Annotated in this window: 13 protein-coding genes and 1 pseudogene; 6 read left to right on the top strand and 8 right to left on the bottom strand. The window is 67.2% G+C overall.

Annotated elements, in window-relative coordinates; all coding sequences use genetic code 11:
- Window positions 1-5 precede the first annotated feature (5 nt).
- A complete protein-coding gene (locus U858_RS0106960) occupies window positions 6-677 on the bottom strand; it encodes an ABC transporter ATP-binding protein (protein ID WP_025136448.1) in 672 nt (223 codons plus the stop codon).
- Between U858_RS0106960 and U858_RS0106955 the strand changes: the two genes are divergently transcribed.
- A complete protein-coding gene (locus U858_RS0106955; protein ID WP_025136447.1) occupies window positions 676-1,323 on the top strand; it encodes an arylesterase in 648 nt (215 codons plus the stop codon). The two genes, U858_RS0106960 and U858_RS0106955, sit on opposite strands and share 2 nt — an antisense overlap.
- Before the next feature lie 81 nt (window positions 1,324-1,404).
- On the opposite strand, the gene U858_RS0106950 is transcribed toward U858_RS0106955, so the two are convergent.
- On the bottom strand, window positions 1,405-3,372 hold the full coding sequence (locus U858_RS0106950) for a SurA N-terminal domain-containing protein (RefSeq protein ID WP_025136446.1): 1,968 nt from the start codon (window positions 3,370-3,372) through the stop codon (window positions 1,405-1,407).
- Window positions 3,373-3,687: 315 nt separating this feature from the next.
- Here U858_RS0106950 and U858_RS0106945 point away from each other — a divergent pair, with 315 nt between their 5' ends.
- From U858_RS0106945 to U858_RS0106935, 3 genes are all read left to right on the top strand, one after another.
- Window positions 3,688-4,980, top strand: a complete 1,293-nt coding sequence (locus tag U858_RS0106945) for a M20/M25/M40 family metallo-hydrolase (RefSeq protein ID WP_025136445.1) — start codon at window positions 3,688-3,690, stop codon at window positions 4,978-4,980.
- 444 nt (window positions 4,981-5,424) lie between these two features.
- Complete coding sequence (gene ugpQ / locus U858_RS0106940; RefSeq protein ID WP_025136444.1) at window positions 5,425-6,180, top strand: glycerophosphodiester phosphodiesterase; 756 nt, start codon at window positions 5,425-5,427, stop codon at window positions 6,178-6,180.
- A gap of 12 nt (window positions 6,181-6,192) precedes the next feature.
- A complete protein-coding gene (locus tag U858_RS0106935; protein ID WP_025136443.1) occupies window positions 6,193-7,083 on the top strand; it encodes a 23S rRNA (adenine(2030)-N(6))-methyltransferase RlmJ in 891 nt (296 codons plus the stop codon).
- A 34-nt stretch (window positions 7,084-7,117) separates the two neighbouring features.
- On the opposite strand, the gene U858_RS0106930 is transcribed toward U858_RS0106935, so the two are convergent.
- The 5 genes from U858_RS0106930 to U858_RS0106910 all read right to left on the bottom strand — a co-directional run bounded on the left by U858_RS0106930 (window position 7,118) and on the right by U858_RS0106910 (window position 12,400).
- On the bottom strand, window positions 7,118-7,807 hold the full coding sequence (locus U858_RS0106930; RefSeq protein WP_029953615.1) for a GntR family transcriptional regulator: 690 nt from the start codon (window positions 7,805-7,807) through the stop codon (window positions 7,118-7,120).
- Window positions 7,804-9,468, bottom strand: a complete 1,665-nt coding sequence (hutH, locus tag U858_RS0106925) for a histidine ammonia-lyase (protein WP_025136441.1) — start codon at window positions 9,466-9,468, stop codon at window positions 7,804-7,806. Before hutH ends, U858_RS0106930 begins: the two co-directional genes overlap by 4 nt.
- Before the next feature lie 186 nt (window positions 9,469-9,654).
- Entirely contained in the window at window positions 9,655-11,091 is a 1,437-nt protein-coding gene (locus U858_RS0106920; RefSeq protein ID WP_025136440.1) for a dihydrolipoyl dehydrogenase, read from the bottom strand.
- 210 nt (window positions 11,092-11,301) lie between these two features.
- Window positions 11,302-12,030 (bottom strand): glutathione peroxidase, encoded by a 729-nt coding sequence (locus U858_RS0106915; protein ID WP_025136439.1) that lies wholly within the window; start codon window positions 12,028-12,030, stop codon window positions 11,302-11,304.
- A 169-nt stretch (window positions 12,031-12,199) separates the two neighbouring features.
- Entirely contained in the window at window positions 12,200-12,400 is a 201-nt protein-coding gene (locus U858_RS0106910; RefSeq protein ID WP_025136438.1) for a heavy-metal-associated domain-containing protein, read from the bottom strand.
- A 157-nt stretch (window positions 12,401-12,557) separates the two neighbouring features.
- Here U858_RS0106910 and U858_RS0106905 point away from each other — a divergent pair, with 157 nt between their 5' ends.
- Window positions 12,558-14,837, top strand: a complete 2,280-nt coding sequence (locus tag U858_RS0106905) for a heavy metal translocating P-type ATPase (protein WP_025136437.1) — start codon at window positions 12,558-12,560, stop codon at window positions 14,835-14,837.
- 27 nt (window positions 14,838-14,864) lie between these two features.
- A complete protein-coding gene (gene cueR / locus U858_RS0106900) occupies window positions 14,865-15,266 on the top strand; it encodes a Cu(I)-responsive transcriptional regulator (protein WP_025136436.1) in 402 nt (133 codons plus the stop codon).
- A 297-nt stretch (window positions 15,267-15,563) separates the two neighbouring features.
- Here the strand turns inward: cueR and rlmD are convergent.
- A pseudogene (gene rlmD, locus U858_RS0106895) lies at window positions 15,564-16,958 on the bottom strand (23S rRNA (uracil(1939)-C(5))-methyltransferase RlmD); the annotation flags it as partial.
- Between the last annotated feature and the right edge of the window lie 135 nt (window positions 16,959-17,093).

Here is a 17,093-nt window from a genome sequence, read left to right as displayed (position 1 = left end):
GGCCCCTACTGGACCATGCGTCCGGCCGCCAGCACCAGCTGACGGGCGCAGCGCGCGGCCAGCTGCGGATCATGGGTCACCAGCACCAGGGTGGTGCCGTGCTCCCGGTGCAGGTCGAACATCAGGTCGATGACCGTCACGCCCGTGGCGGCATCCAGGCTGCCGGTGGGTTCGTCCGCGAACAGCAGATCCGGCTGCACCACGAATGCGCGGGCCAGCGACACCCGCTGCTGCTCGCCGCCCGACAGGGTGCGCGGATAATGATGCAGCCGCGCGCCCAGCCCCACCCGTTCCAGCATGGCCTGGGCGGCCTCGCGGGCCGGCTGGCCGGCCAGTTCCAAAGGCAGCATCACGTTTTCCAGCGCCGTCAGGTTCGGCAGCAGCTGGAACGACTGAAACACAAATCCCACGTGATTGGCACGCAGGCGCGCCCGGCCATCCTCGTCCAGCGCGAACAGGTCCTGCCCGGCCAGGCGCACGCTGCCCGAGCTGGGAACATCCAGGCCCGCCAGCAGTCCCAACAAGGTGGACTTGCCCGAACCGGAACTGCCGGTGATGGCCACGGCGCTGCCCGCCTGCACCGTAAAATCGATGTCTTCCAGGATAGACAGCGTCCCGCCGGCATCGGCTACCCGCTTGCCCAGCCCTTTCACCTCGATCGAATTCTTGCTATCCATGCGCCTATTTCCCCGTCTGCTACTTACGTCCGTCCTTGCGAGCGCCCTGTTGGCGCCCGCCCACGCTCAGACCGCCGCCGCGGCGCAGGGTTCCGCGCTGCGCACCGTGCTGGTGGTGGGCGACAGCCTGGCCGCCGAATATGGCATCAAGCGCGGCACCGGCTGGGTGCCGCTGCTGTCTGCCCGGCTTTCCGAACAATACCCGAAGTACAAGGTCGTGAATGCCAGCATCAGCGGCGACACCACCAGCGGCGGCGTCGCCCGCCTGCCCGCGCTGCTGCGCCAGCATGAGCCGGCCGTGGTGGTGCTGGAACTGGGCTCGAACGACGCCCTGCGCGGCCTGCCGCTGAACATGACCGAACAGAACCTGCGCACCATGGCGCAAACGGCCCGCAAGGCCGAGGCCCAGGTGGTCATCGTGGGCATGCAGATCCCGCCGAATTACGGCCGCGACTACACCCAGCGCTTTGCCCAGGTGTTTCCCACGGTCGCCAAAGACGAAAACGCCCGGCTCGTGCCCTTCCTGATGGAAGGCATTGCAACGAACCGGGCGATGTTCCAGGCCGACGGCATCCATCCGAACGAGGATGCGCAGGGCCAATTGCTGGATAACGTGTGGCCGGTGTTGCGGCCGCTGTTGCAGTAACACGGCAACGGCGACACAACGACGGCGCAATTTCAGGTCAAGCCCGCGGCGCCATCACGACGCCGCGGCGTGGCGCAAGCCTCAGCCTGCGGCCTGTTGGGACGCGTCGCCGCGGATGACGTCGCCCGCGGCCGGCAGTACCTGCACCTTGTACTCTTCGCGCAGCATGCGCACCAGGGCTTCGTTCTCGGCCTGACCCCAGGCGCCCGACAACTGCTGCGCCAGGCGTTCCTTGTCAGCCGCGTCGACCGTCCCGGCATCGACCTTTTCCAGGCGCACCAGCGTGTAGTCGGCCCCCGACTGCACGCCCGTGTAGGCCGGCAGCTTGGACGCGGGCAGGCGCATCACGGCATCCAGCACCGGGCGCGGCAGGTTCTTCGGGTCTTGGCGCGACACCACCAGCGGACCGCCAAAGCCTTCCGGTGTTGCCGCCGGGCTGGCCTGGTCGGCCGCCAGCGCGGCTTCGCCGGCCTTCTTGGCGGCTTCGGCGGAACGCTCGTCCAGCAGCTTGGCGCGGATGGAGTCGCTGACCTTGTCCAGCGGCGGGATGTGGGCGGGTTCAACCGCGGCCACGCGCACCGCCAGCATCGTGTCGGGCGACAGTTCGATCACGCCGGAATTCTGCTTTTCACGCAGCACGTCGGGCGAGAACACCACCTGGCGCACGCGCGGGTTGTCCAGCAGCGCGGCGTCCGGGCTGTCGACGGCGGAACCCGGGCCAGCCTGGTCGGCGGGCAACAGGCCTTCGCGGGTGACGCCCGAGGCGGTGCGCAGTTTCAGGCCCACCGCGTCGGCGGCCGGCTGCAGGCTGTCGCGCTGGTCGTAGACCTGCTTGTTCAGCTGGCTGGCCATTTCCGAGAAGCGGATGGCGGCCAATTGCTTGCGCACTTCGGCGGTGATCTGTTCCTTGACCTCGGCCAGCGGCTTGATCGCAGCCGGCTGGATCTCGGTGACCTTGACCACGTGAAAACCGGACGGGCTTTCCACCACGCCGGACACCTGGTCCTTGGTTTGGCCGAACACGGCCTTTTCCAGCGGACCGGACAGCATGCCCGGCGCCAGCCAGCCCAGATCGCCGCCATTGGCGGCCGAACCGGCGTCCTGCGAATTCTTGCGGGCCAGATCTGCGAACTTGGCCGGATCGGCGGCAGCCTGTTTGGCCAGGTCTTCGGCCTTGGCGCGGGCGGCCTTGCGCGCATCTTCCGAGGCGCCCGCGGGCACTTCGATCATGATGTGGCTGGCACGGCGGCGCTCGGGTTGGCCAAAGCGGGTCTTGTTCTGCTCGTAGTACGAGGCCAGGTCTTCGTCCTTGACCTGCACGCCCTGCGTGGCAGCGGCTTCGTCCAGCACCAGGTATTGCACCTGCACCTGTTCGGGAATCTGCAGTTGCTGCTTGTTGGCGTCGTACCAGGTCTGGATGTCAGCCGGCGTGACGGTCACTTGCGAACGGAAATCGGCCGCCGTGAAGCGGCGCAGCTGCACCGTGCGTTGCTGCGTCAGCGCGGTTTCCAGCGTGGCCACGACTTCACCGGGCGCACGGGCCGACTGGCCGACGGGCTCGAGCACGCGGGCCACGGCCAGGTCGCGGCGCAGGCCGGCCTCGAACGACGTGGGCGACATGCCTTGCGCGGCCAGCACCTGGCGATAGCGTTCCGGCGAGAAACGGCCGTTGTCCTGGACTTCCGGGATCGCGGCGATGGTGTTGCGCAGCGTTTCGTCGGACACCGAGAAACGGTTGTCGACCGCCACGTTGGCCAGGAGGCGTTGATTGATCAGCTGGTTCAGCAGGCTTTCGCGCAGTGCCGGCGTATCGATCACCGCGGGGTCGAACTGGGCGCCCAGGCGTTGGCGGAATTGCTCCAGCTGGTTGCGGTGCGCCTGATCGAACTCGGCGCGGGAAATCGGCTGGCCGGCGACGGTTGCCAATTCAGGCTCGCGGCGCATGAAGCTGTCATAGCCTTGAATCCCGACGAGGAAGAAGGAAGGCACAATCAGAAGCAGCAGGATGAACTGCATCCAGCGCCGATGGCTGCGAATAAATTCGAACATGGAATCCCTGTTGCCGCACTCGGGAGGAGACTTCCGCCCGGGCCGCACGAAAACGCATAAAAAAAGGCGAATCTCATTCGCCCTATTCCCATACCGGTCAAACCGGGTCAGCGGGCGGATTTTAGCATCTCTCATTCGTCCCGCAGCGCGCGATTCTAACGCGTCTCTTGCCGCCCCGCCCGCCTGCCCGCGGCGGCCTTGCGGCCCCCTTCCGACCCCATGGAAGCCCGCGCCCGTCAACTCGGGAAACCCCCGTTTTCGCCCCCGGCCCGCCCCCGTATCGTGAAATCCCCCTCTACGCATAGGTGACCATCCATGCCGTTCCCGCTCCCCCGTCCCCACATCCTGCGCGCCGCCGTCGCCCTGGCCTTCCTGGGTGGCGCCCATGCCGCCCTGGCCGCCCCCGTCGCCGCCGTGCACGAAGCCGCCCAGGGGCAGAAGCAAGGCATGCTCGACACCATGCGCGACCTGGTCAACATCGAATCGGGCAGCAAGGACGTCGAAGGCGTGGAACGCATCGCCGCCCTCATCGGCGACCGCCTCAAGGCGCTGGGCGGCAAGGTCGACATCATCAAGCCCACCGACATCTTCCGCCTGGACGACACCCCCGAACACGTCGGCCCCATGGTCCACGCCGAATTCAAGGGCAACGGCCAGAAGAAAATCATGCTGATCGCCCACATGGATACCGTCTATCGCAACGGCATGCTGCGCGACCAGCCCTTTCGCATCGACGGCGAACGCGCCTACGGCCTGGGCATCGCCGACGACAAGCACGGCGTCGCCACCATCCTGCACACCCTGGCCCTGTTGCAGAAAATGGACTTCAAGGACTACGGCGTCATCACCGTCCTCATCAACGGCGACGAAGAAATCAGCTCGCCCGGCGCCCGCGACACCATCACCCGCCTGGGCGCCGACCAGGACGCCGTCTTCTCCTTCGAAGGCGGCGGCACCGAACCCCGCCTGACCCTGGCCACCAGCGGCATCGGCGCGGCCTACCTCAACGTGCAAGGCAAGACCTCCCACGCCGGCGCCCGCCCCGAAGGGGGCGTCAACGCCCTCTACGAACTCGCCCACCAGCTGCTGCAACTGGACAAGCTGTCCAAACCCGAAGAAGGCCTGAAACTGAACTGGACCGTCGCCCAGGCCGGCACCAACCGCAACGTCATCCCCGGCCAGGCCACCGCCCAGGCCGACGCCCGCGCCCTGAAAGTCTCCGACTTCGACGCCCTCTCGCGCACCCTGCAGGAACGCGTGCAGAAAAAGCTGCTGCCCGACTCCAAGGTCACCGTCAAATTCGAAGTGCGCCGCCCCCCGCTGGAAGCCACCCCCGCGTCCCGCGCCCTGGCCAACCACGGCGTCGCCATCTACAAAGAACTCGACCTGCCCATGAAAGTCATCGACCGCGCCAGCGGCGGCGGCACCGACGCCGCCTTCGCCGCCCTCAAGGCCCGCGGCCCCGTGATCGAAGGCATGGGCCTGTCCGGCTTCGGCGCCCACTCCAACGACGCCGAATACATCCAGATCAACTCCATCGTCCCGCGCCTCTACCTGGCCGCCCGCATGATCATGGACATCTCACAAGACAAGGCCCCACTGAAGTAGAGCCACCACAACAACAAAGCCATCAACCGCTGCATCACCAGCAGCGTATGTCCACGACGGCCGCGCAGGGCGGCCCGTCCTGGACGGGCGCAATCCACCTCTTCCCCCCCAAAGTTTTGCCCCCCCACGAAGCCCAAGCAAACCACCCGCCCCAAACACAGGTGATTAATCACCAACGCGAGCGGCGTCGGGGCGGTGGGGCCGGGGCGGGGCGTGTAGCGGCGCGCGCGGCGGAATCCGTAGGAGTCGCCGCAGGCGACGACGAGGATGAGCACGCGCTGTCCGGCGCCCGCGCGCCGGACAAGCCGCGTAGCCCCGCCCCGGCCCCACCGCCCCGACGCCGCGCCAAAAGAACCCAAACCACCCCCAACCCCCAATAACTCCCCCCTAAAGAAGGAGTATCCTTGCAACCTATCCAAAAGCACCGATAAAGCAACAAAAGAAATGACAGCAAAACTCCCCACCTGGCCCTATTCCCGTCATATCGCCCACCGCGGCGGCGGCCGCCTGGCGCCGGAGAACACCCTGGCCGCCATGCGCACAGGCGCCGACCACGGCTTCACCATCTTCGAATACGACGTCAAGCTCAGCAGCGACAACATCCTTGTCCTCATGCACGACGACGACGTCGAGCGCACCTCCAACGGCCACGGCCCCGCCGCCGCCAAGACCTTCAGCGAACTCGCCCAGCTCGACTTCGGCAGCTGGCATTCCGCCCGCTATGCCGGCGAGCCCCTGCCCACCTTCGCCGCCGTCGCTCGCTACACCGTCGCCAACGGCATTGCCAGCAACGTCGAAATCAAGCCCTGCCCCGGCCGCGAAGCCGAGACCGGCGCCGCCGTCGCCCTGGCCGCCCGCGAACTGTGGAAAGACGCCGCCGTGCCGCCGCTGCTGTCTTCGTTTGCCGAAGAAGCCCTGCAGGCCGCCCTGGAAGTCGCCCCCGAACTGCCGCGCGCCCTGCTCGTTGAAAAAGTGCCCGCCGATTGGCTCGACCGCCTGGTCAAGTACGACTGCGTCGCCCTGAACATCAACCAGAAAGACGCCACCCGCGAACTGATCGACGCCGTGCACGCCGCCGGCTACCGCATCGCCGCCTGGACCGTCAACGACCCCGCGCGCGCCCAGCTGCTGCTCGACTGGGGCATCGACGGCATCTTCACCGACGAACTGGCCGCCATCGCGCCGGCCGCTTCCGCTTAAGGCGCCCGCCCCGTGTTCAGTTATCGCCACGCCTTCCACGCCGGCAATCACGCCGACGTTCTCAAGCACGCCATCCTGGTCCACACCCTGGACTACTTCAATCGCAAGGATGCGCCGTACTGGGTCGTCGACACCCATGCCGGCGCCGGCCTCTACAGCCTGGACAGCGACTGGGCCGCCAAGACGTCCGAATTCGCAGACGGCATCGGCCGCCTCTGGGAACGCGACGACCTGCCGCCCCTGTTGGCCGACTACGTCGCCCGCATCCGCGCGTTCAACACCAACGGCCGCCTGAAGCGCTACCCCGGGTCGCCCTGGCTTACCCTGGATGCCCTGCGCCCGTCCGATCGCCTGCGCCTGTTCGAAATGCACCCCACCGAGATCGACGCATTGGTCGTCAACCTCGAACACCAGGGCCGCACCGCCCAGCGCCAGACCACCATCTACGGCGACGACGGCTTCGAAGGCGTCAAGGCCCTGCTGCCGCCGCCCACGCGCCGCGGCATGGTCCTGATCGACCCTTCCTACGAAGACAAGAACGACTACCGCCGCACCCTGATCACCGTCAAGGAATGCATCAAGCGCTTTGCCACCGGCACCTTTGCCGTCTGGTATCCGCTGGTGCAGCGGCGCGAAGCCAGCGAAATGGCGCGCCACTTCGAGAACCTGAAGGTCAAGAGCTGGCTGCATGCCACCCTGACCGTCAAGAAGGCCACCATCGACGGCTACGGCCTGCATGGCAGCGGCATGTTCCTGGTCAACCCGCCCTGGACGCTGCACGACGCCCTCAAGCAAGCCATGCCCTACCTGGCCCGTGAACTGGCCCAGGACGACCGCGCCAGCTTCACGCTGCAATACCGCGAAAACCCGTTCCCGGTGCCCAAGAAACAGTCTGACGACTGATTCCCGCGCCATGCCGCCACGGCGCCGACCCGCATCAGCCGGGCCCGGCCACCGTGGCGCGCCATTTTTCCAGCCCCTGCACCAGGATCTCGCCCGCCTCGGCGATGTGCGCCTCTAGCAGGCGGCAGGCCCGCTCGACATCGCGCTTGGTTACCGCCGCCAGCAGTTGCTGGTGCTCGCGTTGCGAGCCGGGGTCCCAGTCCACGCACGCCGCAGTCACGTGCATGTAGCGCTCGCGCGATTCATGCAGCATGTCGATGCTGGCCAGCAGGCGGGGCATCGCGCAGGGCCGGTACAGGGCTTCGTGAAAGGCACGGTTCGCGGCCTCCCATTGCTGCATGTCCTTTGCCTGTTCGCCTGCCTGGATCGCGGCCTGCGCCAGCCCGATATCGTCGGCGGTCATCGCCGGTATCGCATAGCGTAGCGCCAGGGATTCCAGCGCGCCGCGCATGCGGGTGATTTCAAGCACCGAGGCCTCGTCCAGCGCACTGACACGCACGCCCTTGCGCGGCTCGCTGACCAGCAGGCCGCGCGCCTCGACCCGGCGGAAGGCTTCCCGGACCGGCACGTGGCTGGCGCCGAATTCTGCCGCCAGGGCGTCCTGCCCCACCCGTTCGCCGGGACGCAATTTTCCCGTGATGATGCGTTCGACCAGCGTGCGCGCGATGCGCCCGGGCAAGGTGTCGTCATCGTCGCGCGATGCCGCGCCAGCCACCGGTGTCATGCCGCCCCCTGCGCAGACCATAGCGGCCCGCAGGCCGACTGCACGGCGGCAGCCAGGCTGCCGTCCGCCACCCGCGATTGCAGCAGCGCGATGTCGTCGTGCACCCAGCGGTCATCGCCCAGCATGGCCGGCACGACGGCGCGGATCGCGGACCAGGCCGCGGCCGTGCCCTGGCCTACGGGATAGGCGCGCAGATCCGGCTCGGCCAGGTCCAGCGCCTGCGCGGCCAGCAGCATTTCCACCGTGACCACCGCCTGGGCGTTCTCGACCACCGTGCGCGTGCGTCGCGCCGCGAAGCACGAATTGCTGATGTGATCTTCGGTGTTGCCCTTGGCCGGCAGGCTGGTGGCGCTGGCCGGCCCGCACAGGCCCACGTTTTCCAGCACCAGGCCCGTGCCCAGGCTCTGCACGACCGAAAACCCTGTGTTGATCCCGGGCCGTTCGGCAATCAGGTTGCCCGGCAGCCCGAAGTTGCAGGCCGGGTCCACCAGCCGCGCGCTGCGGCGGTCGCAGATCGCCGACAGGTCCGTCACCGCCAAGGCCAGCAGGTCCATCGCCTGGGCAATGTATTGGCCATGAAAGTGGCCGCCCGAAACAATGGCATAGCCTTCGTCTTCCGGGAAGATGAGCGGATTGTCGGTGGCGCTGTTCATCTCGGTGGCAAGAATGCCATCGATATAGTCCAGCGCCTCGAGCACCGGCCCATGGACCTGCGGCACGCAACGCAGCGAATACACGTCCTGGATACGCGGGGCCAGCGGCGGTTCGTGCGGCGTGCCCGCCAGCGCCGGGTCCAGCCCCGGCGTGCCGCGCAGGCGTATCTGGCGGGCTGGTTCCGTGCAGCGCAGGCTGCCGGCCACCAATTGGCGGATCGCGGCCGCCACGTCGCGCTGGCCACGATGCGGGCGGGCCTGCATCACCCGGGCCTCGAAGCACGACAGTTCGCCGCGCAAGGCTTCCAGCGACAACACCATGGAAATGGTCGCGCTGGTCAGCAGCTGGCGCGCGTCGCTGGCCGCCAGCACCGCATACGCCAGCGAGGCCGTCGCGCCGTTGATCAGCGCCGTCGCGTCCTTGGCCTGCACATCGATCGTGGGCGCCAGCCCTGCCAGTTCGAAGGCCCGTGCGGCCGGCATCACCTCGCCCCGGTAGGCCACCCGCGATTGCGGCAGGCCCATCATGGCCCCGCTCATCAACGCCAACGGCGCCAGGTCGCCGCTGGCGCCGACGCTGCCTTTGGACGCGATGACGGGCGTGATGCCCGCATTGAGCATGGCGATGAGCCGGTCGACGATCGCGACGCGCACGCCGGAATGGTTGCTGGCAAAGGCGTTCACGCGCAGCGCCATCATCGCGCGCACGACTTCTTGCGGCATCGGTTCGCCCGTGCCGGCGGAATGAGACCGCACCAGGCTCGCCTGGAAGGTGGCGATTTCATCCGGCGCGATGCGCTGGCTCTTGAGCGCGCCCACCCCGGTATTGAAGGCGTACATCAGAGGCGCCGCGTCGTTGAGCCAGTTCGTCTCGATGTATTCCCGCGTGGCGCCGAGGGCGGCGCGGGCGCTGTCTGCCAGGGCCACCTGGGCGCCGGACCGCGCGATGGCAACAACGTCGTCGGCGCACAGATGGGCACCGTCCAGGATGATTTCAGGCGTAGTCATGGGGATGGCTAAGGTGATTTTTATAGATTATCTATAAAATATCCAGGCCTGACAAGAAGCCGGCAACGTGAAAAGGGCTGCCCGAAGGCAGCCCCTTTTGGAACTTCACAGACGTGATGGCCTGGCGGGTTGGCTCGCCGACAGCGGCGGGCGTTGGGCCGCGGAGCGGCCCCCCCCACCCCGGCCTTACGCCGTGGCGCTTTCCGCTTCCACCTGGCGCAGCGCTTCCTGCGCACGCGCCAGCTTGGCCGCGGCATCGCGCAGCGCCGTGCGCAGGCCTTCCTCGATGACGGGATGGTAGAACGGCATTTCCAGCATGCGCGCCACCGTCAGTTCCTGCTGTACGGCCCAGGCCAGCAGATGGCCGATGTGCTCGGCGCTGGGACCCACCATTTCCGCACCCAGGAAGCGGCCCGTCGCGATATCCGCATACACATGCAGCAGCCCGCGGTTCTTCAGCATCACCCGCGAACGGCCCTGGTCGCTGAAATCCACCTCGCCCGTCACGAACGTGCCCGGGGTCAGGCGGCCATGGCCCTGCCCCGCCAGCGCGATCTGCGGGTCCGAGAACACCACCGCCAGCGGCGCTCGGCGCAAGCCCTGGCGCACTTCGGGATAACGGGCCGCGTTCTCGCCTGCGATGCGGCCCTCGTCGGCGGCTTCGTGCAGCAGCGGCGCGTCGGCGTTGGCATCACCGGCGATGAAGATGGCCGAGTCGCCCGCCTGCATCGTGTCACGGTCGAACAGCGGCACGCCCTGCGCGTTCAGTTGCAGCGAGGTGTTCTCCAGCCCCAGGCCGTCCACGTTCGGACGGCGGCCGGTGGCCACCAGCGCGTAATCGAAACGCTCGGTGCGCTCGCTGTTGTCCAGCGCCACGTAGCGCACTTCCACCTCGTCGCCCACGCGCTGCGTTTCCAGCACCCGGGCATCCGGGTCCAGGTAGAACTCGCGCTGGAAGATCTTGCGGGCGCTGTGGCGTACTTGCGGGTCGCTGATGCCGCCCAGGCTGCCGCTGACGCCGAACACGCGCACCTCCACGCCCAGCCGTGCCAGCGCCTGGCCCAGTTCCAGCCCGATCACCCCCGGGCCGAATACGGCCACGCGGCGCGGCAGATCGTCCCAGGCGAACACGTCATCGTTCAAGACCAGGCGATCACCCAGCCCGCGGAACGGCGGCGGCACCGCCGGCCGGGAACCCGTTGCGATCACCACGCGGGAAGCGTGGATCTCGGTATGCTCGTCCACCCGCAGCACCGTGTCGGACACGAAACGGGCGTAGCCGCGAATCTTGTCTTCGGCAGGAATGTTCTCGACGCCTTCCAGCACGAAGCCGACGAAGCGGTCGCGTTCGCGCTTGACGCGGTCCATCACGGCCACGCCGTCCACGGCGATCTCGCCCTGCACCTGCACGCCGAACGGCTCGGTGTGAGCGGCGTTGTGGGCCGCTTCGGCCGCGGCGATCAGCAGCTTGGACGGCATGCAGCCGACGCGGGCGCAGGTGGTGCCATAGGGGCCGCCTTCGATCAGCAGCGCGCGCTTGCCCGCGGCCTTCGCGGCGCGGTAGGCGGCCAGGCCGGCGGTGCCGGCGCCAAGAACGGCGATATCGGTGTGCAGAGTCTTCATCTATCAGGTCCCCCGGTTGTCACGTGGAGCAATGGTTTCAAAGGCGGATTCCGCCTTGTTGCGCACCCTCGGGACGAACGCCGTCCCGCTGCCCCAAAAAGAGGCCGCTCGAAGATGCGAAACAAGGGAAACCGGCGCGCCGGACCGCGCAGGGCGGTCCGGCGGCGGGAAGCGGCATGGTGCCGCTTCCCCGCCAGCAATCAGACTGATTTAGGCGAAGTGCGCCTTCAGGTCTTCCAGGCCGCCGATCAGCGCGCCGTTGATGAACACCTGGGGAGCGGTGCCCTTGCCGGACACGGCGCCGATCACACGACCGCGGACCTTGTTTTCCAGCGGGATCTCGATCGGGGCGTAGCCCTTGCTGTCCAGCAGCGCCTTGGCTTCGACGCAGAACGGGCAGCCCGGCTTGGAGAACACGACCACCTGGTCGGGCTTCTTGGCCGACGGGGCGAAGTGCGCCAGCATGGTGTCGGCGTCCGACACTTCAAACGGGTCGCCTTCCTTTTCCGGCTCAATGAACATCTTCTGGACCACGCCGTCCTTGACCAGCATGGAATAGCGCCAGCTGCGCTTGCCGAAGCCCAGGTCGCTCTTGTCGACCAGCATGCCCATACCTTCGGTGAATTCACCGTTGCCGTCGGGCAGCAGCGTGATGTTGGCCGATTCCTGGTCCTTGGCCCATTCGTTCATGACGAAGGTGTCGTTGACGGACACGCAGACGATGCTGTCGACGCCGGCTTCGAAGAAGGCCGGAGCCAGTTCGTTGTAGCGCGGCAGGTGGGTGGACGAGCAGGTCGGCGTGAACGCGCCGGGAAGCGAAAAGACCACGACCGTCTTGTTCTTGAACAGGTCGTCGGACGTGAGCTTTTTCCAGGTGTTGCCCTCACGGACGGGGAACGTTACGTTGGGAACACGTTGGCCTTCACGGTTTTGCAGCATTCAATCTCTCCTTGGGTAGCGGGGTTTGTTTAACCACCATGGAAAGAATGATAAATCTGATCTATTAACTATTCAAATTTAATAAATTTACTTGATCGATAGATTTTAGCAATTACGAAATAACTGCCGCCAGAAGTTTTCTATCATACCTTCTGGCGGCAGGCAGGCCTCAAACGCGTTGCGGCTCGTAGCCGGCGTCGCGGATGGCGGCCTCGACCTTGTCGGCCTGGTCCGTGCCGCTGACCGTCACGCGATGGGTGGGCAGGTCCACGGCGACCGTGGCGCCCGGCACCGCCGCATTGACGGCGCCGGTAATGGTCTTGACGCAATGGCCGCAGGTCATGTCGGGGACTTGGAATTCGATGCTCATGCTGTTCTCCATTTCAGGTTGGCTGCGCGGATGGCTTCGCGCAAGCTTGAACCCAGCTTAAACCTTCCCATTATAGGAAGGTCAAGCGTAGAATAAACCTTGACCTTCCCATCATAGGAAGGATGACACTGTGGATTCACTCCCCACCGAGACTGCCATGAGCGCTGCCATCCCTGCCCCATCCGTCGAGCTGGAACTTGCCATCGAAGGCATGACCTGCGCGTCCTGCGTGAAGCGCGTGGAAAAGGCCTTGACCCGCGTGCCGGGCGTGGCCCAGGCCCAGGTCAACCTGGCCACCGAGCGCGCCCTGGTCGCCTATGACCCGCAGGCCGCCCAACCCGACGCCCTGGTCGAGGCCGTCGTGAAGATGGGCTACGAGGCCCGCCCCATCGTGGCCCAGGACGATCACGCCGAACGCCAATCCGAAGCCCGCGACGCCGAAGCGCGGCGCCTGCAGCATGCCTTCATTGCCGCGCTGGTGCTGACGTTGCCCGTGTTCGTGCTGGAAATGGGCTCGCACCTGATTCCCGCCCTGCACCACTGGGTGCTGGGCACCATCGGCCAGCAGAACAGCTGGCTGCTGCAATTCGTGCTGACCACGGCCGTGCTGGCCTGGCCGGGCCGCCACTTCTTCAGCAAGGGCCTGACCGCGCTGTGGCGCCGCGCCCCGGAAATGAATTCGCTGGTGGCGCTGGGCGCAGGTGCCGCGTGGGGCTATTCCGTCGTGGCCACCTTTGCGCCCGACTGGCTGCCCGAAGCCGCCCGCAACGTCTATTACGAGGCCGCCGCCGTCATCGTCACGCTGATCTTGCTGGGCCGCACGCTGGAAGCCCGCGCCAAGGGCAAGACCGGCGCCGCCATCAAGCGGCTGATCGGCCTGCAGCCGCGCACCGCGCGCGTGCTGCGCGATGGCCAGCCGCAGGACGTCGAGATCGAACAGGTGCGCCGTGGCGACCTCGTGCTGGTGCGCCCCGGCGAAAAGATTCCGCTGGACGGCGAAATCATCGAAGGCAGTTCGTATGTCGACGAATCGATGCTGACCGGCGAACCGGTGCCCGTCGAAAAGCAACCGGGCATGCAGGCCACCGGCGGCACGCTCAATACGTCCGGCAGCTTCACGCTGCGCGTCACCCACACCGGCGCGGACACCATGCTGGCCCGCATCATCCGCATGGTCGAAGCGGCCCAGGGCGCGCGCCTGCCGATCCAGGCGCTGGTCGACCAGGTCACTGCCTGGTTCGTGCCGGCCGTGATGGCGGCCGCGTTGCTGACCTTCCTGGCCTGGTTCTTCCTGGGCCCGACGCCGGCCCTGTCGCATGCGCTGGTCAACGCGGTGGCCGTGCTGATCATCGCCTGCCCTTGCGCCATGGGCCTGGCCACACCCACGTCCATCATGGTGGGCACGGGCCGCGCCGCCGAAATGGGCGTGCTGTTCCGCCAGGGCGACGCCTTGCAGACGCTGCGCGACGTCAACGTGGTGGCCTTCGACAAGACCGGCACGCTGACGCTGGGCAAGCCCACCCTGACCGAACTTGAACCGGCCGCCGGCTACCGCGGCGAAGACGTGCTGCTGTGGGTCGCGTCGGTGCAGGCGCGGTCCGAGCACCCGATTGCACTGGCCATTGTCGATGCGGCGGCCGAACGCAAGCTGGCGCTGCTGCCCGCCGACGGCTTTGCCGCCATCACCGGCGCGGGTGTCGAGGCTACCGTGGCCGGCAAGCGCGTGCTGGCCGGCGCCGCTCGCCTCATGGCCGAGCGCGGCGTGGACGTCAGCGCCTTTGGCCAGCGCGCCGAAAGCTGGGGCAATGAAGGCAAGACGCCCATCTATGTGGCCATCGACGGCCAGGCCGCCGCCATGATCGCCGTGACCGACCCCATCAAGCCGTCGGCCGTGGACGCCATTGCCGCCTTGCATGCGCAGGGCCTGAAGACGGCCATGATCACCGGCGACAACCGCCACACGGCGCAGGCCGTGGCGCGGCAACTGGGCATCGATGAAGTGCGCGCCGAGGTCCTGCCCGACGGCAAGGTCGAGGCGATCACCGCGCTGCGGGCGGGCGGTCGCAAGGTGGCCTTCGTGGGCGATGGCATCAACGATGCCCCTGCCCTGGCCGCGGCCGATACCGGCATTGCCATCGGCACGGGCACCGACGTCGCCATCGAAGCCGCTTCGGTGGTGCTGATGGCCGACGACCTGCACGGCGTGCCCAACGCCATCGCGCTCAGCCGCGCGACGCTGGCCAACATTCGCCAGAACCTGTTCTGGGCCTTTGCCTACAACGCCGCGCTGATTCCGTTGGCGGCGGGCGCGCTGTATCCGGCCTTCGGGCTGTCGTTGTCGCCCATTTTCGCGGCCGGCGCGATGGCGCTGTCCAGCGTGTTCGTGCTGGGCAACGCGCTGCGGCTCAAAGCCTTTCGGCCGCGCGCGGCCCACTGACCCCTATCCCTTCAAAGAGGCCATTCCATGAACATCGGACAAGCCGCGCAAGCGTCGGGCATCTCGGCCAAGATGATCCGCTACTACGAAAGCATTGGCCTGATCAGCCCGGCGCTGCGCAAGGATTCGGGCTACCGCGTCTATAGCGAGAACGACCTGCACACGCTGCGCTTCGTGCGCCGGGCGCGCGACCTGGGATTCTCGGTCGAGCAGATGAACGGGCTGCTGGCCCTGTGGAAAGACCGCAGCCGCGCCAGCGCCGACGTAAAACGCATTGCGCTGGAACACGTCGAGGAACTGGAACGCAAGGCCTGCGCCCTGCGCGACATGGCGGCCACGCTCAAGCACCTGGCGCAGCATTGCCATGGCGATGACCGGCCTGACTGCCCGATCCTGGAGAATCTGGGCGGGCCGCGCCAGGTCGGATAGCGGCGTTTTCGGTGGACATGGCCGGCGTTGCAAAAGCGCGGCCACAAAACAAGGCGGCCCCGAAGGGCCGCCTTTTTCACATCAGGCCTGATCCGGCCGGGTGGGCTCGGTCTGGGCCACTTCGGTCTGGGCCACTTCGGTCTGGACCATTTCGGTCTGGGCCATTTCGGTCTGGCCCAGTTCGACTTGGGGCGCTGCGGCCTGAGCGGCTTCAGCCTCGGCCGCGACGCGCGCATGGTACGCGTCGGTGGCGGCCTGCTTGGCCACCTTCTTTTCGGCGGCAGCAGCAGCCTTTTCGGCTTCCGCCGCCATCGTCTCGGCCGCCTGCTGGATGGCGCGCAAGCGCGCGTTTTCCTGCACCTGCAACACGCCCGCGGCATCCAGCGATTCGAACACCGCGATGGACTCCACATGCCCGGTGTGCGGGAACATGTTGATGACGCCCGCGCTCTTGAGCAGGTAGCCACCCTCGTGCACCAGAATAGACGCATCGCGCGCCAGCGTGGCCGGGTTACAGGACACGTAGACGATGCGGCGCGGCCGCTCTTCCGGCGTCAGTTGCGCCAGAGCCTGCGACACGGCATGGGCGCCTTCGCGCGGCGGATCGATCAGCATGCGGTCAAAGAACCCCAGGCTGCGCAGCCAGTGCGCGTCGACTTCGAACAAGTTCAGGGTCGAGAAGCTGGTGCGATCGGCCAGGCCGTGGCGCGCGGCGGCATCGAAGGCCCGGTCGGTCAGCGCCTTGCTGCCTTCCACGCCCACGGCTTCGCGGGCCTGGGTGGCCAGCGGCAGCGTGAAGTTGCCCAGGCCGCAGAACAGGTCGGCCACGCGGTCGGTGGGCTGCACGTCCAGCAGCTTGAGCGCGCGCGACACCATGGCGCGGTTGATGGCGTGGTTGACCTGCGTGAAGTCGGTGGGCCGGTACGGCATGCGCAGGCCGAATTCCGGCATGGTGTAGGCCAGCGCGTCGCCGTGTTCGCGCACCAGCGGGTGCACGGTGTCCGGCCCCTTGGGCTGCAGCCACCATTGCACGTTGTGCTGGTCGGCAAAGGCGCGCAGCACGGCGATGTCGTTGTCGGTCAGGGGCAGCAGATGGCGCAGCACCAGCGCGGTGACGCCGTCGCCCAGCGACACTTCCACCTGGGGCAGGCGGTCGGGTGCGGACATCGACGCGATCATGGCGCGCAGCGGCATCAGCAGGTCGCTGACGTGGCGCGGCAGCACATGGCATTCGCGCATGTCGGCCACGTAGCTGCTCTTGCGTTCGTGAAAGCCCACCAGCACGCCGCCTTTCTTGGGCACCACGCGCACCGACAGGCGGGCGCGGTAGCGGTAGCCCCAGGTCGGGCCTTGCAGCGGCGCCAGGATGCGCGCCGGGCGCAGCTTGCCCACGTGCCAGAAGGTGTCTTCCAGCGAACGCTGCTTGATCGCCACCTGGGTGCTGGGTTCCAGGTGCTGCATGGCACAGCCGCCACAGACGCCGAAGTGGGGGCAACGCGGCACCACCCGCTGCGACGACGGCCGGCGCACTTCGTCCACGCGCGCGATCTCATAGGACGGCTTGCGGCGCACGGTGACCGCCGTGACCTGCTCGCCCGGCAAGGCGCCTTCCACGAATATGACTTTGCCATCGCGGCGGGCAATGCCCCGGGCTTCCAGATCCAGGGATTCGATACTCAAAACGTCAGACATCTCACGCAGTCCAGATTTACACGCAACCCGGCATTGTAAAAGGAATCAAAAAAAGGGGGGACTTGCCGGAGACGGCCCATCAGGCAGTCTCCATCAAGCCCCCCAAAGCCGGCGCCGGTCAGGGCGCCGCCACGG

Origin of the sequence: Achromobacter sp. DH1f (assembly GCF_000633435.1) — a bacterium.
GTDB lineage: Bacteria > Pseudomonadota > Gammaproteobacteria > Burkholderiales > Burkholderiaceae_B > Achromobacter > Achromobacter deleyi.
This window is presented reverse-complemented; position numbering and strand designations above follow the sequence as displayed.